Source organism: Fluviicoccus sp., from assembly GCF_030646115.1.
GTDB lineage: Bacteria > Pseudomonadota > Gammaproteobacteria > Pseudomonadales > Moraxellaceae > Fluviicoccus.
This window is the reverse complement of sequence record NZ_JAUSMX010000009.1, coordinates 524,118-546,188: the sequence shown is the minus strand read 5'-3', so window position 1 is coordinate 546,188 and position 22,071 is coordinate 524,118. Positions and strand designations below refer to the sequence as shown.

At 58.3% G+C, this 22,071-nt stretch carries 20 protein-coding genes and 1 tRNA gene; 12 read left to right on the top strand and 9 right to left on the bottom strand.

Going from position 1 to position 22,071, the window contains the following annotated elements; translation table 11 throughout:
• The 7 genes from Q7T36_RS08270 to Q7T36_RS08240 all read left to right on the top strand — a co-directional run bounded on the left by Q7T36_RS08270 (position 1) and on the right by Q7T36_RS08240 (position 6,614).
• The gene (locus tag Q7T36_RS08270; protein ID WP_304846399.1) at positions 1-183 is read left to right on the top strand and encodes a cbb3-type cytochrome c oxidase subunit 3; all 183 of its coding nucleotides are present in this window, start codon (positions 1-3) and stop codon (positions 181-183) included.
• Positions 180-1,091 carry a cytochrome-c oxidase, cbb3-type subunit III gene (ccoP, locus tag Q7T36_RS08265; RefSeq protein WP_304846396.1) on the top strand — a complete coding sequence of 304 codons (912 nt, stop codon included), beginning with the start codon at positions 180-182 and terminating at the stop codon, positions 1,089-1,091. The genes Q7T36_RS08270 and ccoP overlap by 4 nt, the downstream gene beginning before the upstream one ends.
• 73 nt (positions 1,092-1,164) lie before the next feature.
• A complete protein-coding gene (ccoG, locus tag Q7T36_RS08260; RefSeq protein ID WP_304846393.1) occupies positions 1,165-2,583 on the top strand; it encodes a cytochrome c oxidase accessory protein CcoG in 1,419 nt (472 codons plus the stop codon).
• 12 nt (positions 2,584-2,595) lie between these two features.
• The gene (locus tag Q7T36_RS08255; protein ID WP_304846390.1) at positions 2,596-3,105 is read left to right on the top strand and encodes a FixH family protein; all 510 of its coding nucleotides are present in this window, start codon (positions 2,596-2,598) and stop codon (positions 3,103-3,105) included.
• A 5-nt stretch (positions 3,106-3,110) separates the two neighbouring features.
• Positions 3,111-5,495 carry a heavy metal translocating P-type ATPase gene (locus Q7T36_RS08250; RefSeq protein WP_304846388.1) on the top strand — a complete coding sequence of 795 codons (2,385 nt, stop codon included), beginning with the start codon at positions 3,111-3,113 and terminating at the stop codon, positions 5,493-5,495.
• 8 nt (positions 5,496-5,503) lie between these two features.
• Positions 5,504-5,692, top strand: a complete 189-nt coding sequence (gene ccoS, locus Q7T36_RS08245; protein WP_304846385.1) for a cbb3-type cytochrome oxidase assembly protein CcoS — start codon at positions 5,504-5,506, stop codon at positions 5,690-5,692.
• The gene (locus Q7T36_RS08240) at positions 5,685-6,614 is read left to right on the top strand and encodes a sulfite exporter TauE/SafE family protein (protein WP_304846381.1); all 930 of its coding nucleotides are present in this window, start codon (positions 5,685-5,687) and stop codon (positions 6,612-6,614) included. Before ccoS ends, Q7T36_RS08240 begins: the two co-directional genes overlap by 8 nt.
• 9 nt (positions 6,615-6,623) lie before the next feature.
• Here Q7T36_RS08240 and Q7T36_RS08235 read toward each other — a convergent pair whose 3' ends face one another.
• From Q7T36_RS08235 to hemA, 9 genes are all read right to left on the bottom strand, one after another.
• A complete protein-coding gene (locus Q7T36_RS08235) occupies positions 6,624-7,235 on the bottom strand; it encodes a tetratricopeptide repeat protein (RefSeq protein ID WP_304846379.1) in 612 nt (203 codons plus the stop codon).
• On the bottom strand, positions 7,232-9,565 hold the full coding sequence (gene mrcB / locus Q7T36_RS08230; protein WP_304846376.1) for a penicillin-binding protein 1B: 2,334 nt from the start codon (positions 9,563-9,565) through the stop codon (positions 7,232-7,234). Before mrcB ends, Q7T36_RS08235 begins: the two co-directional genes overlap by 4 nt.
• A 155-nt stretch (positions 9,566-9,720) precedes the next feature.
• A complete protein-coding gene (locus tag Q7T36_RS08225; RefSeq protein WP_304846373.1) occupies positions 9,721-11,073 on the bottom strand; it encodes an HD domain-containing phosphohydrolase in 1,353 nt (450 codons plus the stop codon).
• Between the two features lie 205 nt (positions 11,074-11,278).
• Positions 11,279-12,145, bottom strand: coding sequence for a metal-dependent hydrolase (locus Q7T36_RS08220; RefSeq protein WP_304846370.1), 867 nt, complete (start codon positions 12,143-12,145; stop codon positions 11,279-11,281).
• Positions 12,146-12,336: 191 nt separating this feature from the next.
• Complete coding sequence (locus Q7T36_RS08215; protein WP_304846367.1) at positions 12,337-13,650, bottom strand: AarF/ABC1/UbiB kinase family protein; 1,314 nt, start codon at positions 13,648-13,650, stop codon at positions 12,337-12,339.
• The gene (locus Q7T36_RS08210; protein WP_304846364.1) at positions 13,647-14,408 is read right to left on the bottom strand and encodes a molybdopterin-synthase adenylyltransferase MoeB; all 762 of its coding nucleotides are present in this window, start codon (positions 14,406-14,408) and stop codon (positions 13,647-13,649) included. Before Q7T36_RS08210 ends, Q7T36_RS08215 begins: the two co-directional genes overlap by 4 nt.
• A gap of 21 nt (positions 14,409-14,429) precedes the next feature.
• A complete protein-coding gene (gene prmC / locus Q7T36_RS08205; RefSeq protein WP_304846362.1) occupies positions 14,430-15,242 on the bottom strand; it encodes a peptide chain release factor N(5)-glutamine methyltransferase in 813 nt (270 codons plus the stop codon).
• Entirely contained in the window at positions 15,242-16,333 is a 1,092-nt protein-coding gene (gene prfA, locus Q7T36_RS08200; RefSeq protein ID WP_304846359.1) for a peptide chain release factor 1, read from the bottom strand. Before prfA ends, prmC begins: the two co-directional genes overlap by 1 nt.
• Positions 16,330-17,601, bottom strand: coding sequence for a glutamyl-tRNA reductase (gene hemA / locus Q7T36_RS08195; protein ID WP_304846356.1), 1,272 nt, complete (start codon positions 17,599-17,601; stop codon positions 16,330-16,332). The genes prfA and hemA overlap by 4 nt, the downstream gene beginning before the upstream one ends.
• Positions 17,602-17,777: 176 nt before the next feature.
• On the opposite strand from hemA, the gene Q7T36_RS08190 reads away from it, so the two are divergent.
• The 5 genes from Q7T36_RS08190 (at position 17,778) to Q7T36_RS08170 (ending at position 21,987) form a co-directional block, all read left to right on the top strand.
• Positions 17,778-19,442: a tetratricopeptide repeat protein gene (locus tag Q7T36_RS08190; RefSeq protein WP_304846353.1), complete on the top strand. Its 1,665-nt coding sequence runs from the start codon at positions 17,778-17,780 to the stop codon at positions 19,440-19,442.
• The gene (lolB, locus tag Q7T36_RS08185) at positions 19,439-20,065 is read left to right on the top strand and encodes a lipoprotein insertase outer membrane protein LolB (RefSeq protein WP_304846350.1); all 627 of its coding nucleotides are present in this window, start codon (positions 19,439-19,441) and stop codon (positions 20,063-20,065) included. Before Q7T36_RS08190 ends, lolB begins: the two co-directional genes overlap by 4 nt.
• Positions 20,066-20,077: 12 nt before the next feature.
• Complete coding sequence (gene ispE / locus Q7T36_RS08180) at positions 20,078-20,917, top strand: 4-(cytidine 5'-diphospho)-2-C-methyl-D-erythritol kinase (RefSeq protein WP_370690084.1); 840 nt, start codon at positions 20,078-20,080, stop codon at positions 20,915-20,917.
• Positions 20,918-20,940: 23 nt separating this feature from the next.
• Positions 20,941-21,015, top strand: a tRNA-Gln gene (locus Q7T36_RS08175).
• Between the two features lie 21 nt (positions 21,016-21,036).
• The gene (locus Q7T36_RS08170; RefSeq protein ID WP_304846344.1) at positions 21,037-21,987 is read left to right on the top strand and encodes a ribose-phosphate pyrophosphokinase; all 951 of its coding nucleotides are present in this window, start codon (positions 21,037-21,039) and stop codon (positions 21,985-21,987) included.
• Positions 21,988-22,071: the final 84 nt, after the last annotated feature.

Below are 22,071 nucleotides of genomic sequence, written 5' to 3'. Positions count from 1 at the left end.
ATGAACGGTTCGGTCCTGCTTTACATGTTCGGCCTGTTTTCAGCCATGATTGCGTTCGGCCTGATTTGCTGGTGGGCGTATTCGCCCGCCAACAAGCAACGTTTCGAGCAGGACGCGCATCTGGCTCTGGACACAGACCCCGTCTATCAAAACCGTCATAAAACGGGAGATAAATCAGAATGAGCGCATTCTGGAGTTTGTACATCATCGTGCTGTCACTCGCCGTCATTATCGGCTGCGCGTGGCTGATCACCTGGACCCGCACAATCGAACTGGACCACAAGGATAGTGACGGTACGACGGGTCATGAATACGACGGCATCAAGGAATATGACAATCCCCTGCCCCGCTGGTGGTTGATCACGTTCTGGCTGACCATCGTCTTTGCGGTGTTCTATCTGGCCGCTTATCCCGGCATGGGTGCCTGGAAGGGCTACCTGGGTTGGACATCTGCTGGCGAACACGACAAGGACAAGGCGGCCTATGACGCCAAGTACCTGCCGAAGTTCCAGGCTTATGCCAAAGTTGAAGTTCCCGAGCTGGCCAAGGATGCCGGCGCCATGAAGATTGCCGGTCGTCTGTTCGCGGACAACTGTTCAGTCTGTCACGGTGCCGATGCCCACGGTTCGCGCGGCTTCCCCAACCTGGCTGACAGCGACTGGCTGTATGGCGGCGAACCGGCGCAAATCGTCGAAACGCTGACCAACGGCCGCTTGTCGGTTCAGGGCGGCAGCAAGATGCCCGCTTGGGGAGAAATCCTCGGTGCGCAAGGCGTTGAAGAAGTGGCCAACTACGTGCTGAGCCTATCCGGCCGCAAGCTGTCCGATGCTGACCAGAAACTGGCGGAAGCCGGTGCCGGCAAGTTCGTTCAGTGCGCTGCCTGTCATGGTGCAGAAGGCCGTGGCAATACCGCCATGGGTGCTCCGAACCTGACAGACACCGTCTGGCTGTTCGGCGGCAACAAGGAAGCCGTGGTTGAGACCATTGCCAAGGGCCGCAACGGTCATATGCCCGCCTGGAAGGACCAACTGGGTGAAGAGAAGATCCATTTGCTGGCAGCGTACGTCTATTCGCTGTCGCAAGGGAAGTAAGTCTTTCTCTTGACTGCCCGCAGGTATGTTATACTGCGGGCAGTACCCCCACCCGTATGCGAGGCAACCCCTCATGACTCAGAAAATTCCCACCCAAGACCGCTCCCCCAATCCTGTCAAAATCAATCCCGACGACGAATTCGATCTCTACGCCAAAAGAAAAAAAATCCACCCGCGCACCGTTAAAGGCTTTTTCCAAAACATTCGCAATGTTTCCATGTCCGGCATGTTGCTGGCTTATTTTCTGCTGCCGTGGCTGATGTGGGGTGACCGTCAGGCCCTGCTGTTCGACCTGCCCCACCGCCAGTTCAATATTTTCGGTTTGACCTTCGCTCCCCAGGACTTCTTCTTCTTGTCGTGGATGCTGATCATGGGAGCTTTCGGCCTGTTCGTGGTGACGGTATTCGCCGGACGGGTATTCTGCGGTTATGTCTGCCCGCAAACCACGTGGACCCGGGTCTTCATGTGGATTGAAAAAATCACCGAAGGTGAGCGCAATGCCCGTATCAAGCTGGACAAGGCCGATGTCTCCGCCGTCAAGATAGGACGCCGTATTGCCAAACACAGCCTGTGGTTAGTGGTGGCGCTGGCAACCGGTTTCTCCTTTGTCGGCTACTTCACGCCAATCCGCGACCTGGCGAACGATTTCATTAGCGGCAATCTGGGGGGCTGGGGCTATTTCTTCATCGGCCTGTTCACCGTATTCACCTACATGAATGCAGGCTGGCTGCGTGAACAAGTCTGTTTCTACATGTGCCCGTATGGCCGCTTCCAAAGCGTCATGTTTGACAAGGACACCTTGATCATTTCTTATGATCATGAACGCGGTGAACCACGCGGAGCCTTGAAACAGTCTACCGCCGAAGACCCCTTGGGTGACTGCGTGGATTGCAGCCTGTGCGTCCAGGTTTGCCCTACCGGCATTGATATCCGTGACGGCCTGCAGTTCCAGTGCATCCAGTGCGCCGCCTGTGTAGATGCCTGCGATACGGTCATGGACAAGCTGAACAAGCCGCGCGGCCTTGTGCGCTACACCACCGAAAGTATTCTGGAAGAACACAAGCCGTATCACTGGCTGCGACCGCGACTGGTGGGCTATTCCGCCGTATTTGTGGCCGTGTTCATCCTCTTCGTCTATGCCTTGGCCATTCGTGTTCCGCTCACGGTCGAAGCCCTGCGGGACCGCAGCTCCATGTATCGCGAAAACTCCGAAGGCATGATTGAAAACGTCTATACCTTGCGCATCCTCAACAAGGGTCAGGTTCCCCATACCTACACTGTCGCCGTTGAAAGCGAAGCTGGCATCACCTTGCTGCCGGTCAGCAATGTCGAGGTGCAGCCAGGTGAACTGTACAGCTTGCCGGTGACCCTGCAGGCCAACCCGGCCGAACTGCACAAGACCAAGTATGAGGTTGAATTCAAGGTCAAGGCCGTGGATGTCGCTGACATCTCGAAGGAAACCAAGACCAGCTTCCTGGGTCCCCATAATTGAGAGTATGACTGCATGACTGTTGAAAATCAGACTGACTCCGCCCCGTGGTACAAGCACCCCTGGCTCTGGTTCGTCATTTTTGTGCCGGTATTCACGGTCGTACTGTGCTTCTCGCTGCTGTATGTGGCCGTGGTCAACAAGGACCCTGATGTGCGGGATGACTGGTACAAGGACAAGAAAGCCATCAACCAAAACCTGAGCCGCGATAATCTGGCCATTTCCCTGAAGTTGCAGGGCGTGGTCAACTTTACCGGCCAGGTTGTCGAAGTAACCATCTCCAGCCAGGGGGCGTTGCCGGATGGAGTGCTGCCTGGTGAACTGGACCTTGTCCTGTCTCATCCTACGGATCAGAAGCGGGATATTCATACCGAACTGAAGCTGAACGGCAACCGCTACACCGGCACCATGGCGGTTCAACCCACGGGCCGCTATTATCTGGAAGTGGGTTGCAAGACGTGGCGTATGAAGGAAGCCGTGACATTCCCCGTTTCCTCCGTTTCCCTGAACGCCCATACCCTCTGATTGGCATGACATCCTGTTATCACTGCGGACAGCCACTCCCTAAACGCCCCCTGGAAATCATGATTCTGGGGGAGAACCGCCTCATGTGCTGCCTGGGTTGCCAGGCGGTGGCACAGTCCATTCTGGAATCCGGTCTGGAAAACTATTATCTAGAACGGACTGAAATCAGTCCCACCGCGCCGCTTCCGGAAAAACTGGAGTTGCTGGCCGGTTATGACCATCCGGACACCCAGGCGCAGTTTGTACACCGTGAAGAGGACTACGCCTGCGCCGAGTTGAGTGTCGAAGGCTTGTCCTGCGCCGCCTGCGCCTGGCTGATTGAAAAACGCATGCATCAGGAACCGGCGGTCCGTCAGGCTTCCGTCAATTACAGCAACCATCGCCTGCGCCTGTTGTGGGACGACCGGCAAACCCCGCTTAGTGTACTGATGTCGGATCTGGAAAAACTCGGCTATCGCGCCCGCCCCTTCCGCCAGGACACACATGCCGGTTTGCTGAAGCAGGAATCCCGGCAGCAACTGAAACGCTTGGGGGTCGCGGCGCTGGGTTCCATGCAAGTCATGATGTATGCAGGCAGCCTCTATCTGGGTATTGAAGAAGAGGCCTTCCGCGAATTTTTCCGCTGGACCTGCTTTATTGTCACCCTGCCGGTTTTCCTCTACTCGGGCTATCCCTTCTACCGCTCAGCCTGGGTGGCCTTGCGTGAACGCAGCCTGAACATGGATGTCCCGGTGTCGCTGGCGCTGGTCAGTACCTTCATCATCAGCGCCTACGCCACCATCAGCTCTACCGGTGAAATCTATTTCGACTCGGTCAGCATGTTCATTTTTTTCCTGCTGACCGGGCGCTACCTGGAAACACGGGCGCGGCAACAGGCGGGGGAAACCGCCGCCGACCTCAGCCCGGTGCTGCCGCAAATGGCTCACCGCATCAGCTGCTCTGAACAGGAAGATGTACCTGTCAGCCGACTGGAAGTGGGTGACCGGGTGCTGGTCAAACCGGGTGAGACCGTCCCCTGTGACGGCGAAGTCCGCGAAGGTTGCAGTGCGGTTTCTGAGGCCTTGCTGACCGGAGAACCGCTGCCCATAGCCAAATCTGCCGGAGACGCCTTGGTGGGCGGCAGCCAGAATCACGACAGCCCGCTGCTGATGGAAGTGCTGCGTCCGGCCGCCACCAGCACACTGGCCACACTCAACCATTTGATCAATCGCGCCTTGTCGGAAAAACCTCGGATGGCGCAGAAAGCCGATCGCATCGCCCGCTGGTTTGTCGGCCGCATCCTGATCCTGTCGGCCCTCGTTTATGTCGGCTGGTATTTTGTCGATCCGCATCGGGCGCTGTGGGCGACCTTAGCCGTGCTGGTGGCCACCTGCCCGTGCGCCCTGTCGCTGGCCACCCCGGTGGCGCTAACCATCAGCACCCACCGCCTGGCCAAAGCCGGATTCCTGATAACCCGCGGCCATGTCTTTGAAACCCTGGCGGAAGCCACGCATGTGGTCTTTGACAAGACCGGCACCCTGACCGCCGGACGACTGGTCATGGTTGAATGGCAGGCCCACGCAGACTCTCCGGATAAGTCGTTATACCTGCAACTCGCCGCTGCACTGGAAGCCGGTTCAGAACACCCGGTAGCTGCAGCATTCCATGAACTGCACCTGCCTGACCTGCCCACCGTCAGTGAACGCCGCAATCATCCCGGCCAGGGTTTGTCCGGTGATATTGATGGCACCGGTTATCGTATCGGTCATGCGGCATTTGCCTTGCAGGCGGATGCGCATTTAGCCACACCCGATGAGGGCCGGTTACGAATCTGGTTGTCCCGAAACCATGAACCGCTGGCCTGGTTTGACTTTGAGGACCAGGTGCGCCCTGAAGCTCAGGGCGTCATTACCGCGCTCAAGGTCAAGGGCCTGAAGACGGTCTTGCTGTCCGGCGATCATTCCGGTCTGCCGCAGTCCCTGGGGAAATCGCTGGGCATGGATATCATAGCCGGGGGCCTGTCGCCGGAAGCCAAGATCCGGCATGTCGAGGACCTGCAGGCCGCCGGGGGTATCGTCATCATGGTCGGCGATGGGATCAACGACGCGCCGGTGCTGGGCAAGGCCCATGTCTCCGTGGCCATGAGTTCGGGAGCCGATCTGGCGCAGATCAGCGCCGATGCGGTGTTGCTGGGAGACCGGCTGGAGGCTGTTCCGGTTGCCATTGGTCTGGCGGAACGCACGCGCCAGATCATCCGCCAGAATCTGTACTGGTCACTGGTCTATAATATCGCCATTATTCCACCCGCCGCCTTGGGCTATGTTTCGCCCTGGCTGGCCACCATCGGCATGTCCGGCAGTTCGCTGCTGGTGGTGCTGAATGCCCTGAGAATCAAACGCTACCGCTTGTGAGGTGTTCCGTGGAAGTCGTTTACTTGTTGATTCCCCTCAGCGTCATGTTTTTGGCCGGGGCCATCTGGGCCTTGATGTGGGCGGTCAAGACCAACCAGTTTGATGATCTGGTGGGCCCCGCCCACCGCATCATTATTGATGACCGCGAGGCGCGCCGCGCTCAGCTGAACAAACCGGAAACCAAAACCGATGAATGAGTCGTTAATCCTGGTGACGGCGCTGGCGGCGGGCTTTTTCGGCTCCCCCCATTGCCTGGGCATGTGCGGGGGCATCGTCAGCGCACTGGGTTTCGCCCTGCAGTCACAAACACCGGCCAGACGACTGGCGCTGCAAAGCCTGTATCATCTTGGCCGCTTGCTTTCATACAGCTTGCTGGGTCTACTGGTGGGCTTAATGGGCAAGGGGATTCTGGCACCGTTGGCCAACTCGCGCTGGCCGTATGTACTGACGGCCGCCATGATGATTTTGTTCGGTCTGTACCTGACCGGTTGGTGGCGCGGTCTGGACCGGCTGGAGGCCTTGGGAGCGCGCCTGTGGCAAGCCATGGCGCCATTGCGTCAACGTTTTGTGCCCATCAACACTCTGCCCCGGGCCTTATTTGCCGGGATGCTGTGGGGGTTCCTGCCCTGCGGTCTGGTCTACAGCGCCCTCGCCCTGGCCATGACCAGCGGCAATGCCCTGACTTCAGGCACCACCATGATGGCTTTCGGACTTGGTACTCTTCCGATGATGCTGATGACCGGCAGCGCGGCAGCCGAATTGAAAACCCGCTTGCAGGAACAAGGATGGCGCACGGCCAACGGACTGCTGGTGGTGGCTTTCGGTTTGTGGACGCTGTTGCAGGCCATGCAGCATGGTGCCGGTAGCCATCAACACCATGGGAGGGCCATGCCTGGACAAAGCACGATGTCAGGGCATCAGCATGCGGCCGGGCCCGCCGTCACCGCCCCGGCATCCGCCACACCGCCTGCCATGACCGCTCCTGCTGCCGACATGAACAACATGGATGGCATGGATCACTCCCAGCACCACATGCCCGGCATGGAGATGCCTCCGCCGGACGTTGACGCCTCAGCCGAAACACCGGCGATGGATCACAGTCAGCATCACATGCCCTGAAACTGCCGCCTAGCCCCGATCGCCGGACGCCTCCAGCTGTTCGGCTTTCAGGCGGGCTTGGGCGGCTGTTTCCGCTTTCCCCTGGCGTTCAGCAGCCATAGAAACCAACCGCCACAAAGCCGCCTGCTGGGCTGCGCCTTGTGCAAATGCCAAACCCTTGCGCGCCAGTTGTTCAGCCTCCAGCACCCGATTCTGGCGCAAGCGGGTTTCCGACAGCTTCAAATACACTGCCGCCGACTGCGGAGCCAGGCGCTGCGCCCGTTCCAGACTGTTGGCCGCCTCTTCCAGATCACCTTGCTGCAAACGGGCCTCGGCGCTGGCCAGCAAACCTTGAACAGCCGGCATGTCACGCCCGTCCGCCAGTTTGCGAACCGGCTGGGCAGGGGCTGGTTTGACCAGCAACGACGGGGGGCTGGCAGCAGGAGGTGTGGTTTGAGGAGTAACTGCTTCCCGGAGAACCGGAGGTTGCGCCGGAGTCACCACCGGGCGGCTTGGCACAGCCGCGCGCATCGGAGCCGGTGACTGGTTGCGCAGATGGTAATCCGGCAAGTTCTGGCACCCGGTCAGTGCGGCGCTGACGGCCACCGCCGGCCAGACGCTGCGGAGATTTAAAGTCATCATCGGAAAATATCCAGGAACTTGTTGACGGTGCCGTTCAGCAAACGGCCAATCGGGTCGGCTGTGGTATCAGCGGCGGCGGCGCAGGGCGTCAACTCTGCAGGAATACCGGCTGTCGGGAAAGGCACATACACCGCGCCGGGGCAGCTTTCAGCACTCAGCTTGCCGCTGGCGCGATCGGCCCAGATCCAGCTGACGGTATCGGGCTGCACCGGGGCCAGCGACACCGGATGCAGACGGGTCATCATGTCCGTCCAGATCGGCAGCGCGCCGCTGGCGCCGGACAGACCGGTGGAACGGTTGTCATCATGCCCCACCCACACCACCGCCAGGTAATTGCCGGTGTAACCGGCAAACCAGGCATCACGCATGTCATTGGTGGTGCCGGTCTTACCCGCCATCACCAGATTACCTGGCAACCGCGCATAGGCGGCTGAGCCGGTGCCATTGCGCATCACTTGCTGCATGGCGTAATTAACCTGATACAGCGCGGCGGGATCATAGACCTGCTTCACGTCCAGCCCATAGCGCGTCAGGCGTTTGCCCTGCGAATTCACCACTTCGCGAATGGCGCGCGGCGCGGTCTGGAAACCATTGGCGGCAAATGGCTGGTACAACTGCAAGACATCCATCGGCGACATGTCAACCGCACCTAGCAATAACGAAGGATAATTGGGCAACTCCTGCCGCACCCCAAGCTCCTTCAGGGTCTTGATGACGGCGGGAATACCCACGGTCATGCCCAGACGAATCGTGGACTGGTTGTAGGAATGCGCCAAAGCATCATACAGCGGCACCACACCGTGATCCTGACGGTCATAATTTTCGGGCCGCCAGATCTGCCCGCTTTGCCCGGCTATTTCCACCGCGCTGTCATCCAGGGGCGTCAACAGGTTGTACTGACCGGACGCCAGCGCCGTCAGGTAAACCGCCGGTTTCAGCAACGACCCCACCTGACGGTTGGCATCCACGGCGCGGTTATAGCCGGTAAAGCTGCCGTAACCGCCCAGCACCGCCAGCAACTCACCGTTTTCCGGGTTGGCCACCACCACTGCGCCCTGCAAATCACTCATTTTCTTGCTGCGGGTGCGTAACTGGCTGACGGTGCGGTTGAAAGATGCTCCGGCTGCATTCTGCACCCTCGGGTCCATCGTGGTAAAAATACGCAGGCCTTCGGAGTTCAGGTCCTCTTCCTTGTACTCTTGCTTCAACTGCCGCCGCACCACATCCACAAAGGCCGGGTAGAGGCTGAGCCCGGCGGTGGGCTGAATCAATATTCCCAACGGCCGGGATTTCGCCTTGTCATACTGGGCGCGGGTAATGCGCCCCTGACCCAGCATATTGTCCAGCACGGTATTACGGCGGGACAACGCCCGTTCCGGGTTGCGCCAGGGGTTGTAATACGACGGCCCCTTCACCAAGCCCACCAGCAGCGCCACTTGGGACAAGCCCAGCTCACTGATGGGTTGCCCGAAATAGAATTGCGCCGCCAGACCGAAACCGTTGATGGAACGATTGCCGTTTTGGCCGAGATTCACTTCGTTGAGATAACACTCCAGGATTTCCTGCTTGCTGTAATGTGTTTCCAGCAATATCGCCATCAAGGCTTCATTCAGTTTGCGTTTCAGCGAACGCTCGTCGGTGAGGTAGAAATTCTTGACCAGCTGCTGGGTCAGGGTGCTGCCGCCCTGCCGCAATTCACCGCTGCTGATATTGACGGCCATGGCCCGCAAAATGCCGCGAATGGAAATGCCGAAATGGCTGTAGAAATTGCGGTCTTCGGTGGCAATCAGCGCTGGCTCCAGGAACTTGGGCGCTTCTTTCAGCCGCATCAGCACGCGGTCTTCATTTTGGCGCGGATAAATGCCGCCAATGACCAGCGGCTCCAGACGCACCAGGCCGCGCCCGTTCTGGTGGGTGCTGGCCAGGTCTGACAGGGTTCCGCCGTCAAACTTCAGCTTCAGCACCTGGGATTTTTCAGTGTCGTCGCTGAAAACAAAGCCCCGGGTATGGATGTACAGTTCACCGTCCTTCTCGCTGAAGACACCCGGCATATCCCAGGTTGGCGCAGCGCGGTAATGCAGTAATTCCATTTCCGCCAGCACATCTTCACGACTGAGCGGGGCGCCGGTATATAGCTCCAGCGGGCGGCTGTAGACCTTGGCGGGAATGGCCCAGCGTTTGCCTTCGAATTTGGAGCGCACCTGGTTGTCCAGCGTCAGGGCGTACAAGCCCAGCCCGACCAGAGCGATCAGTGCCAGCGTCAGGATCAGCAGCAAGGCTGTTAGGATGAATCCACGATGGGCGCGGGGGGATGATCCGGCAGGAATCATAACTTGTTACAAGTTGGGGAATACGCGCCATTGTAGCGCGTGTCAAGACAGCAAACGAGGCTCTTTTGCGACTCGGAAACCAAGTATCAACAATAGGCGGCAGGGATTGTCGCTTCCGGTTGAATTCACTTGATTTCCGGACTTTCCGGGATGGCTCACCCCGGCAACCGGTACCCCTTCTCCCTCACCATCCTGAACATGGCATCCACCACGACCGGATCAAACCAGGTTCCGGAATGCTGCCCGATTTCCAACAGCGCCGCTTCAATCCCCAGCGCCGGACGGTAAGGCCGGTGTGAGGCCATGGACTCCAGTACATCCGCCACGGCCAGGATGCGCGCTTCGGGGCGAATCTCCTCTCCCTTCAACCCACGCGGATAACCGGTGCCGTCCATGCGTTCATGATGCTCATAGATGATTTCAGCAATCGGCAGCGGAAACTCCACATCCTTGAGAATCTCGTAACCCCTTTCCACATGCGACTGCACCAGCTTGTATTCAATCGGCGTCAACCGCGACGGCTTGGTCAGGATATCGCCGGGAATGGCAATCTTGCCGATATCGTGCACCGTCCCGATCATCTCCAGACTGCGGCACTCATCCTCCGGCCAGCCCATTTCACGGGCAATATCACCGGCAATGATCCCGACCCGGCGCTCATGGCCGGAGGTATAAGGGTCACGCATTTCCACCATGTTCGACACCGCCTGCAAGGTCTGCTGCATGGCGTTTTCCAGCTGCCGGACATGATCCGCGATCCGTTGTTCGGCTTTCTTGCGATCGGTAATATCCCGGCCAAACGCGGATATTCCGAATATGCGGCCGTCCCGTTTCAGTACATTCAGGCTCAATTGCAGCACCGAGCCGTTACCTGCGGTGATGTACTCGGTGGAGAGCGTCCCTTCCAGCAGGGCCTTGGCATAGATGCCCCGCCACATCAGGATATGTGATTCGTCCGCCGACAAATCCTCCATTCTCATGCCTGTGGCCAGATGAATGCCATATTGCTTCAGAAAATAATCACCAACCGCACGATTGAACCAACGAACGGTAAATTGCTCGGTGTCCACTGACCAAATCAGGTCATCCGTACTGTTGACGATGGAGTTCAGCAGCGCCTGCGATTCCGCTAATTCCGCTTCAGCCTGCTTCTGGGCGGAAAGATCACGAATGATCATGACGGTGCGGGGTTCGTCATGATCATCCAGGAACTGCTCGGAGCTGACTTCGCCGGGAAAACGGCTGCCGTCGGCGCGGATGCATTCAAACTCGCCCTGTGCCCGGCCTTGGTTGGCGCGCTCCGTCAGGAAAGCTTCAAACCGGGGAGTGGTGCAGTCCAGCAAACCGGATCGGCCTACACGACAGATATCCTGCTCGCTGCGTCCGAACAAGTCTGTGGCGGCGGGATTGGCTGCAAAGATGGTCCCATCGGGAGCAGTGAGAAACACAGCCTCCATGCTGTGTTCAAAAACGGAGCGGTAAAAGCCTTTGGAGTGGGCCGGGGACATGCCGATTCTTACCTGTCAGGGAGAAAATTATCCAAGGGAGATCTGCTGTCGAGTCAATCCGGGAACGACGGGTAGTATTACAAAAAGTATGGTTTTTGCGGGTGCGAAGAATACCCCGGCGAAGGGTGCAACTCAATCGGGAATTGATGATTTACCGGGCAATGATGCCCGGTCAGCTTTGAAAAAAACGGGACTGCCGTACCACTCAGGCGACCAGCTTCAACTCCGGGGCATTCACCAGCATTTTCGCCAGCATGGCCATGCCCTGCCGGCGCAGCTCACGGCTGTCATAGTCATCCGGATGGAAGTCACGGCGGTAATAAGCGAAATACATGGGCAGCGTGCGGCGCAACACGCCCTTGCGGCCCCACAGGAAATCCACCCCGCGCAGATAAGCCATGACATTGCGCGACTCGCCCGCCGCCTTCAGCAATTGAGCGGTATGCAGGCCGGTAAAGAACGAGAACAACACCGTGGTGATCATCATCTCGCGAATGCGGATGCCGTAGTCTCCCACCTGTTGCTGATAGACATCGTAGGCCACCGCCTTGTGCTCACTCTCCTCTACGGCGTGCCACAACCACAACGGCTTCAAGCGTTCATCAACGCCGTCCAACAACTCCGGATGTTTCAGCATGGTTTCGGCCAGCATGGCGGTGAAGTGTTCCAGCGCGCAGGTCTTCGCCAGCTGGCGCTCGGGACTGAGGATTTTCTTCTGGTAAGCCAGCGCCCCTTTCACGAAGTTCTCGATCTTCGCCATCGGCAGCCCTTTGCGCGCCATCAGCGCGTTGAAGCCGTCATGCTCCTTGCCGTGGTGGGCTTCCTGACCAATAAAACCGCGAACGCGCGCCAGCAGCTCGGGATCGGTAATGCGTTCCTGGTAATAGCGCACGGACTGGATGAAAAAACGCTCGCCTTCGGGAAAGGTGCAGGACAGGGCGGACAGCAACAAGGTCTTGAAGGGGTCGCCGTCAAACCAGTAGCGGGGAATGCTGTCGCTGAACTCGAAATCCATGCGTCGGGGAATGATTTTACCGCTGTCGGCCTGATCGGGATGGATGACGGAACGCATGACTGAACCCTTTTATGATAGTTATCAGGGTCTCAGTATGGCGGGAAAGGCGCAAGTCCGGCAGAGGAACTTGCGCCAATTAACCTGTCATTTAGGGCCATCTGTATATACAAGGTCGGGCTTCAGCCCGACAATGTCTTTCGATCGGAGAGTGTTGTCGGGCTGAAGCCCGACCTAAAGGGGCTTGGTACTCAGTGCAGGCGCTTGAGCTTGTTTTCCATGTCCGGCTTGCCGAACATCTGCAGGCGGTCATCGGCAAACAGTTCCATGTCCGGCGCCAGTATCTTGATGTAGCGGTCAAAATACAGAATTTGCTTGAACAGCAATGCAAACGCACGTGGGAAGCGGATGCCGTGGCGCTCCCCTACCGCGACCACATCCAGCATCAACTGGTTGATTTCGGTATCATTTATGGCCCCGTTCAGCACATGCGCCGGGTCCACCACAGACATGGTCTGGTACATGCTTTCCAGATCCTTGGCCAGTTTGGGAATATCCACCTTGGCGCCGGTCATGCCGATGCGGACCATGCTGTCGGCCATCTTTTCAAAATTGCCTTCGCCAATGGACTCCATGAAACCCATGGTGGCGGTCCAGGTGTCCGGAGCAATACGGCCGACAATGCCGAAATCGATAAAGCCGATGCGGCCGTCGGTCAGCACCATCAGGTTGCCGGCATGCAGGTCGGCATGAAAAGACTCGCAGTACATCAGGCTGGCGAACCAGGTGTTCATGGCCGAAACCAGGGTGTTGGCCGGGTCCCGCGTGTATTTGCGGATGGTATCCAGATCAGTCAGCGGTACGCCGTAGAAACGCTCCATGGTCAGCACCCGCAGGCCGGATGCTTCCGGGTATACCCTGGGCGCCACGGCCAGCGTGTTGCCGGTGGCCAGCAGGAACTCGCTGAACTGGGCGATGTTCGCGGCTTCCTTGTAGAAATCCACTTCCTCCATCATGCAGGCCTGGATTTCGGTGACAATGGCCGACAACGAGGCGAACTTGATCTTGGGGAAGAATTTCTCGAACAGCGCGGCGGCCCAGTAGATGAAATTGAGGTCGGTCAGCAGGATGTTTTCAACACCGGGGCGTTGGATCTTGATCACGACATGCTCACCGGTCACCAGCTTGGCGGCGTGAACTTGAGCAATGGAGGCGGAAGCCAGCGGTGTTTCGTCAATCTCGGCAAAAATCGAGGTCAGGGGACGCTTCAGTTCGTCCTGCAATACCTGACGGACGACACTGAACGGCAAGGGCGAGGTCTTGTCGAGGCACATCTGGAACTCGTTGACGAATTCCGGCGGAAACAGCGACGGCGAACTGGCAATGAACTGGCCCAGCTTGACGTAGGTGGCTCCAAGACGCTCGAAAGTCTGGCGCAGCAGCCGTGCCGTGGGCGGACGTTTGCCGCGCATCCAGTCAATGCCGGTTTCCGCCAGCACCACGCCGGTTTCGCCCAGACGCAACATGCCTTTCAGGGCATTGCCCCAGGTTGCATAACGATTCATGACTTGCTTACCTCCGGATTTCCGCAAACGGAGCAGGCGGGATCCCTGCGAAACGCCAGCGTTCGCCACATCGACGACTCGCCTTCCCAAACCACCAACTTGCCGAACAACGGTACACCGACTCCGCTCAAACATTTCAACGCCTCATGCGCTTGCAAGATTCCCATGACCCCCACCACGGTGGCCAAGACCCCGGACTCACTGCAGGTCGCCGCCCCGGCATCCCCTTCGGGATACAGGCAACGGTAACAGGGACGGTCATCACGCCCCTGAAATACAGACAACTGTCCACTCAGGCCGATGGCCGCGGCGGACACTAACGGCTTGCCCGCCATAACGCAAGCCCGGTTGACGGCGTCGCGGGTGGAAAAGTTGTCGGAGCAGTCCAGCACCAGATCGACCTGTGCCACCACGTCCGGCAGGGTATCCACATCCAGCGCCTTCACCAGCGGCTTCAGCACCACATAGGGATTGACCTTGGCCAGTTGCCGGGCCGCCGCCTCGGCCTTGGGCTGACCGATATCTTCCTCCCGGTACAGCACCTGCCGTTGCAGGTTGCTCTCTTCCACCGTATCGAAATCGGCCAGCCACAACTCGCCGACCCCGGCGCTGGCCAAATACAACGATACCGGGCAACCCAGGCCGCCCATGCCCACAATCAGGACTTTTGATGCACGAATTTTCTCCTGCGCAGCAATATCCCATTGCGGCATCAGGATCTGTCGGTTGTAGCGCATCAGTTCGGCATCAGTCAGCATGGCAAGGGTTCCGGGTGAGCATCAGAGGTGGCCACGGGTGTAGCGTGGGTTGCCGCCGTAATCATAGCCGGTCGTGACATCGAGGAAACCTGACCGTCGGAACAGTTCACGCACGGCCTCGCCCTGTTGCCAGCCATGCTCAATCAACAACCAGCCTTGCGGATGCAAATACTGCGCCGCATGCGCGGTCAGCCAGTCGATATCCGCCAGTCCCTGATCCGCAGCCACCAACGCACTGCGCGGTTCTTGGCCCAGGTCGCTCATGTGGCTATCGTCGTCCGCAATATAGGGAGGATTGCTGACAATGCAGTGAAAGCGGCAGTCCAGCGGTTCAAACCAGCTACCCAGTCTGAACTCGATATTGGAAAATTGATAGGTTTCGGCATTGGCGCGGGCCACGGCCAGTGCGGCCGCACTGGCATCAGTCGCGATGAATGACCATTGAGGATGTTCCTGCGCCAGGCTGAGGGCTATCGCGCCGCTGCCGGTGCCCAAGTCAGCCACCCGCCAGATGCGGTCCTTGCCCAATTCCAGCACCGCTTCCACCAGGCATTCGGTATCGGGGCGCGGAATCAGCACATCGGGCGTCACTTTCAGCATCATGCTCCAGAAGCCCTGCTCGCCCAGGATATAGGCCAGCGGCTCTCCTTCGCGGTAACGCCGTGACAACGTGTCGAACACTGCCGTCTGCGCCGGGGACAAACCGGTTTCGGGGAAGGCCTTGAGCATGGTGATGCTCTTGCCCGTCACTTGAGACAACAGTTGGTAAAGCGCATCACGATCCAGAGGTTCCTGCCACGCCGGATCGGCTTTCAACTCACGGACGATTGTCATCAGGCCAGGGAATCTTCGCTGCCCAGCGCCGCCAGCTGGTCGGCCTGGTACTCGCGGGCCAGTGAGGCCAGGATTTCATCAAGGTCGCCGTCCATAACGGCATCCAGCTTGTACAAGGTCAGGTTGATGCGGTGGTCGGTAAGGCGGCCTTGCGGAAAATTGTAGGTGCGGATGCGTTCGGAGCGATCGCCGGAACCCACGAGGTCGCGACGCATGTCGGCCGTAGCGGCATGCTGGGCGCTGCGCTGCATGTCCTCGATCTTGGCCGCCAGCAAGGCCATGGCCTTGGCGCGGTTTTTGTGTTGCGAACGCTCTTCCTGGCAGGCCACGACAATACCGGTGGGAATATGCGTCAGGCGAATGGCGGAGTCAGTCTTGTTGACATGCTGACCGCCTGCGCCGCTGGATCGGTATGTATCCACACGTAGGTCGGCAGGATTGATCTCCACGGAACCGATGTCTTCGCGCTCCGGCATGATTGCCACCGTGCAGGCGGAGGTATGCACCCGCCCCTGTGCTTCGGTGGCGGGTACACGCTGCACGCGGTGCACACCGGATTCGAATTTCATGCGTCCGTATACGCCGTCACCCATGACACGGCTGATTACTTCCTTGTAACCGCCATGCTCGCCGTCGCTGCAGGAAATGATTTCCACCTGCCAGCCCTGACGCTCGGCATAGCGGCTGTACATACGGAACAAATCACCGGCAAAAATAGCAGCCTCATCACCGCCGGTGCCGGCGCGGACTTCCAGGAATACCGGCAGGGTATCGTTGGGGTCCTTGGGAATCATCAACACGCCCAGCTGTTCGTCAAGCGACACCAACCGTTGTTTGGCATCGGTGATTTCGTCTTCGGCAATGTCCTTAAATTCGGGGTCGTTGCGCAGGGATTCCGCCGTGTCCAGGTCTTCCTCGCTTTGGCGATAGGCCTTCCACACCTGAACCACTTCTTCCAGTTCAGCGTGCTCGCGGGACAGTTTGCGGAAACGGTCGTTGTCGCTGATGACCGAGCCTTCCGCCAGCAGCGCGGTGACTTCTTCCAGGCGTTCAGTCAATTGTTCAAGACGGGCGCGCAAGGACGGCTTCATTCATTCTCCCCGGAGTTGTGGTCTTCGACGCCCAGCAAGCGCGCAGCCCAGGCCAGCTTGTCGGCGTCACGCTCGGCGGCGGCCTGTTTCAGGCTGATCGTCGGCGCATGCATCATTTTATTGGCCAGATTACGGGTCACCCGTTCCAGAACATCTTCTGGACTCATGCCCTGTGACAGCCACAAGGCGGCCTTTTCGACTTCCTGCTTGCGCAACTCTTCAACCTGACGGCGATAGGTTGTCACCAAACCGCTGGCGGCTTGAACCCGCTGGTCGGCCTCAAAACGGGCGGTGCAGGCAATGATCAGGTTCTCAGCATCGGCCGCTGCATCCTGCCGTGCGCGGCGGTTCTCCGAAATCACCTCTTCAAGATCATCCACCGTATAGAGGTAAACATCGTTCAGCTCGTCCACTTCGGGTTCAATATCGCGCGGTACGGCGATATCCACCATGAACATCGGCTGGTAACGGCGCTTGCGCAGTGCGCTTTCCACCATGCCCTTGCCAATGATGGGCAAGGAACTGCCGGTGCAACTGATGAGGATGTCCGCTTGCGGCAATACCTCGTGCAAATCGGACAGCAGCACAGCCCTTGCTCCGCCCAGTTCCTTGGCCAAGGCTTCCGCACGGGCCAGTGTGCGGTTAGCGATCACAATTTCAGCTACTCCTTGCTCACGCAAATGTTTGCCGACCAGTTCGATCATTTCCCCCGCCCCCACCAGCAAGGCCCGGGATTTCTTCAGGTCGGTAAAGATCTGCCGCGCCAGCTGCACGGCAGCAAAACCCACCGAAACCGGATTGGCGCCGATGGCGGTTTCGGTTCGCACCCGTTTTACAGCGGCAAAAACCTGCTGGAACAACCGATCCAGCCCTTGACCGACGGTGCCGGCCTGCTGGGCGTGTTGGTAAGCTGCCTTCACCTGACCGAAAATCTGCGGCTCCCCCAGCACCATGGAGTCCAGACCGGACGCCACCCGCATCAGGTGGCGCACGGCATCTGCTTCAGAGAACTGGTAAATGCTTTGGGTCAGCTCTTCCGCATTCAGTTGACGAACCTCCTTCAACCAGCGCAGCAATTGCCGGGGATCATCGGTGTAACCATAGAACTCGGTGCGGTTACAGGTAGAAAGAATGGCGAGTTCGGGCATGCCTGTAGCGACACAGGCTTCCTTCAAGGACTGTGGCAGGGTTTCGGGCAGGAAGGCAACTTTTTCCCGCGTATCCACCGAAGCCGTTTTGTGATTGATGCCGAGCGCAACCAGGCCCATAAAATGAGGATATCCCCGAACACAGAGCGGGTATTTTGCGGGATAGACGCCTGCTTTTCAAATCGGGTATTCCGCAACGCAATGTTACTCGACTTGAAGAGCTGCTCCTGAGACACTTGTATACCTGAAATTCGCCATTTCCGGCGTGATTCCCTGGACTACCATCCGGTTTATTTATGTCCCGTTTTGTTGTCACCGTCCTGAGCGTCTTGTTGTGCACCACAAGCCACGGCGATTCCGCCACGATTGGCTCTTCCTTCAGCCATGAGGGACTGTTCCGGCTGATGCACGCCGAGTTTTCGCTAAGCCGCAACCAGCCGGACAATGCGCTGGCGCCTTACCGCGAAGAAGCGCGGTCGACCGGTGATCCGCAGGTGATTGAGCGCGCCTTGCAGATTGCCAATTATTTGCAAAACAGTGAAGCAGGCCTGGAGCTGGCGGGTCTCTTGTCCCGTCTGCGTCCGGAAACCGCATCTGTCTGGTACCAGACGGCTTATCATGCCTTGCGCCTGCAACAACCCGACGCCGCCATGAATGCTATCGGCAGGCTGATTGCCCTGAATCCCGAGGCCGAACTGGAAGCGCTTTTCCTCAGCGCCTACCCCTCCTCACCGGAAGGACGGACCGCTTTGTTGAGCGCGCTGGACCAACTGGACAGTCAGTACCCCAAAAACAGCCATTTACTGTTTGCCCGCGCCTTGCTTGCTGGCGAAAACAACCGCTTTCCCGAGGCTATCGACTATGTCAGGCGCTCTTTGGCCCTGAAACCGGACTCCATCCCCGCCACGTTGCTTCATGCCCGCTTGCTGGGATTGAACAAACAGGAAAAGGACGCGCTGGATGTGCTGTCGAATGCCGTCATGAAAAACCCCGACAGCCGGCAAGTCAACCTGCATTACGCCCGAATGCTGATCAAAACCGGCCATCCCTTTCAGGCCGAATCGCGTATCAGGCAAATGCTGCCGAAAAACCCCAATGATGAAGAACTGCTGCTGATGCATGGTTTGCTAGCCTTCAACAACAAACACGACACTGAAGCCCGGTACAGCCTGGAGAAACTGGTGCTAACCGGTGAACACGATGACGAAGCGCGCTACTATCTGGCGCTGATCGCCCGCCGGCAGAATAATCCGGAACAGGCAGCCAGCCTGCTGAACGCCATTGGTCCCGGCCCCCAGTATGTTCAGGCGATGAGTGAGTTATCCGACCTGCTGGTGTCCGACAAGCGCCTTGACGAAGCCCGGCGCAATCTGGCCGCCGCCCGGCGCGGGCAACCGGATCAAGCGGCCACCCTCTATGTCGTTGAAGCAGAATTGCTCAACAAGCAAAACCTGCATGTCGAGGCCATGGAGTTACTGACGGCCGCCATTGCCCAGCATCCCACCGAAAACCTGTTGCTGTTTTCACGGGCGCTGACTGCAGACCGCATGAAAAATCTGCCCGGCTTTGAAAAAGATATGCAAGAATTGCTGGCGCGCGACCCCGGCAACGCCAGTTACCTGAATGCCTTGGGTTATACTCTGGCTGACCGCACCCAGCGTTTGGGTGAAGCGGAAACGTATCTGCGCCAGGCCTACCGGCTCAAGCCCGATGATCCCGCAATCATCGACAGCATGGGTTGGTTGTATTACCGTCTTGGAAATGTGACCGAGGCGCTGGAATATGTGCGTAAAGCGTTTACCCTGATGCAGGATGAGGAAATCGGTACGCACCTGGCCGAAATACTCTGGATATCGGGCAACCATGAAGAGGCCGCCAAAGTCTGGCAGCAACTTCTGGATAAAAAACCCGATAGTGACATGGTGCTGAAACACAAGGCCAAATTCGAGCAAAAACCGTGAGATTTCTTACCCTGTTGTTACCCGTGATGCTGGCAGGATGCGCGTCATACCCCGTTCGCCCCCTGCTGCCGTCCAGCATCCCGCCCTTACCGGACGCCGCCACCGCCACGCCAATTGACCTCGTGGTCAAACCCGATCATTTGCTGATCTGGACTGCCAGCGGCAAGATGTCCATCCGTGTGCTGCAGCCCGACGGACGTGAAAGCGCCGCAACCGCCTATTATGTCTGGCAGCAACACGGCAACCTCTACCGCATCACCTTGTCCGGACCACTTGGCCAGGGGCGAACTGTTCTTGAAGGTAGTCCCGAAAAAGTCACGCTCGACAACAGTCGCATCGGGCATGTAGAGGCCGCCTCCCCCGAAGAGCTGATGCAACAATCGCTGGGCTGGACTGCGCCGGTCTCGCTGCTGCCGAAATGGTTCCAGGGCAAAGCGGCCACCTCCGGGGCTGAAACCGTTTCCGATGACACCGGCCTGCTGAAAAGCATTGAGGAACAAGACTGGCAGGCGGATTTCAAAAGCTGGCGCACCATTGATACTCACTCCTTGCCCGAGCGCTTTGTCATTACCGGCCCCAATACGCGCCTGATCGTGCTGGTCAGTGAGTGGAACATCCATTAACCCATGACGGCTTTGCTGACCCTGCCCGCGCCCGCAAAACTCAACCTGTTTTTGCATATCACCGGCCGTCGGGCAGACGGCTACCACACCCTGCAAACCTTGTTCGCCTTGCTGGATTACGGCGACACCCTGCACTTCACCGTCGTGGACTCACCGGACATCCGGGTTGAACCGGCCTTGCCCGGCGTCCCATCGGAACAAAATCTGGTTTACCGGGCGGCGCGACTGCTGCAATCCGCCACGCAGTGCGGTCAGGGCGCAGAAATCCGTCTTGAAAAGCGCCTGCCCATGGGTGGCGGCATCGGCGGCGGCTCCTCGGATGCCGCAACCACCTTGCTGGCGCTGAACCATTTGTGGCAAACCGGACTCACGGAAGACGCGCTGGCGGCACTGGGTTTGCAATTGGGAGCGGATGTTCCGGTGTTCGTCCGGGGCCGCAGTGCTTGGGCCGAAGGTGTCGGCGAGATCATTTTTCCCGCAGAAATTGCCGAAAACTGGTATCTGGTGCTGAAACCTGCCTGCGAAATAAGCACTCGGGACATTTTTTCAAATCCGGCGTTGACAAGGAATACGTCCCCGATTAAATTAGCGGCCTCGCAAACGCAGTACTGCAAAAACGATTGTGAAAGCGTCGTAAGACAGCAGTATCGCGAAGTTGACGAAGCTCTTGAATGGCTTGATAATTTTGGAAAGGGCAGATTAACCGGAACCGGTTCATGTGTTTTTCTGGAATGTGAGAGTCGTGAAAATGCGGAAATGCTGTTGCAGCAATCACCTTTTAAAGGTTTTGTTGCAAAAGCGGTCAACGAATCCCCGGTTCACCGGATTTTGCGGGAAGCACTCAAAAATTAGCGATTTACGATCGCAAACGCTATAGGGGCGTCGCCAAGCGGTAAGGCAGCGGGTTTTGATCCCGCCATGCGTTGGTTCGAATCCAGCCGCCCCTGCCATCTTTACAATGGTTCTCTGCCATGCCCAATCTGGTCGTCTTTACGGGTAACGCCAACCCGCAACTAGCCAAGAAAGTCGTTAGTAATCTCCATATTCCGCTTGGTTCCGCCGAAGTTTCACGTTTTTCTGACGGTGAAATTGCAGTCGAAATCAACGAGAACGTGCGCGGCAAGGATGTCTTCATCATCCAGTCCACCTGCGCGCCGACCAACGACAACCTGATGGAACTGATTGTCATGGCCGACGCCCTGCGCCGCGCCAGCGCCGGCCGCATTACCGCCGTCATTCCCTACTTTGGTTATGCCCGTCAGGATCGCCGCCCCCGCTCTGCCCGTGTACCCATCACCGCCAAGGTGATTGCGGACATGATCACCAGCGTCGGGATTGACCGCGTTCTGACCGTAGACCTGCATGCCGACCAGATTCAGGGATTCTTTGATATCCCCGTCGACAACATCTACGGCTCACCGGTTTTGCTGACGGACCTGCAGAAGCAGCACTACGAAAATGTCATGGTGGTGTCGCCGGATATTGGCGGTGTGGTGCGCGCACGCGCCATCGCCAAGCAACTTGGTGATGTCGACCTGGCCATCATTGACAAGCGCCGGCCCAAGGCCAACGAATCGCAAGTCATGCACATCATCGGGGAAGTGTCCGGTCGTGACTGCGTCATCGTAGATGACATGGTTGATACCGCCGGCACCCTGTGCAAGGCGGCGGCTGCGCTGAAAGAACACGGTGCGCGCCGCGTGGTGGCCTACTGTACCCATCCGGTGCTGTCCGGGGCCGCCATCAAGAACATTACCGGCTCCGCACTGGACGAACTGGTTGTCACCGACACCATTCCCCTGTCGGATGAAGCCCGTGACTGCGGCCGCATCCGCCAAATGTCGATGTCCTCGCTGCTGGCCGAGACACTGCGCCGCATCAACAACGAAGAATCCATCAGCGCCATGTTCGAGTTGTTCTGAACACGCTGATTCATGGGCGGCCTCAGGCCGCCCTTTTGCCAATAGCCGTATCCGGTCGCAAGATACGGCGTAAACGGAGACAAT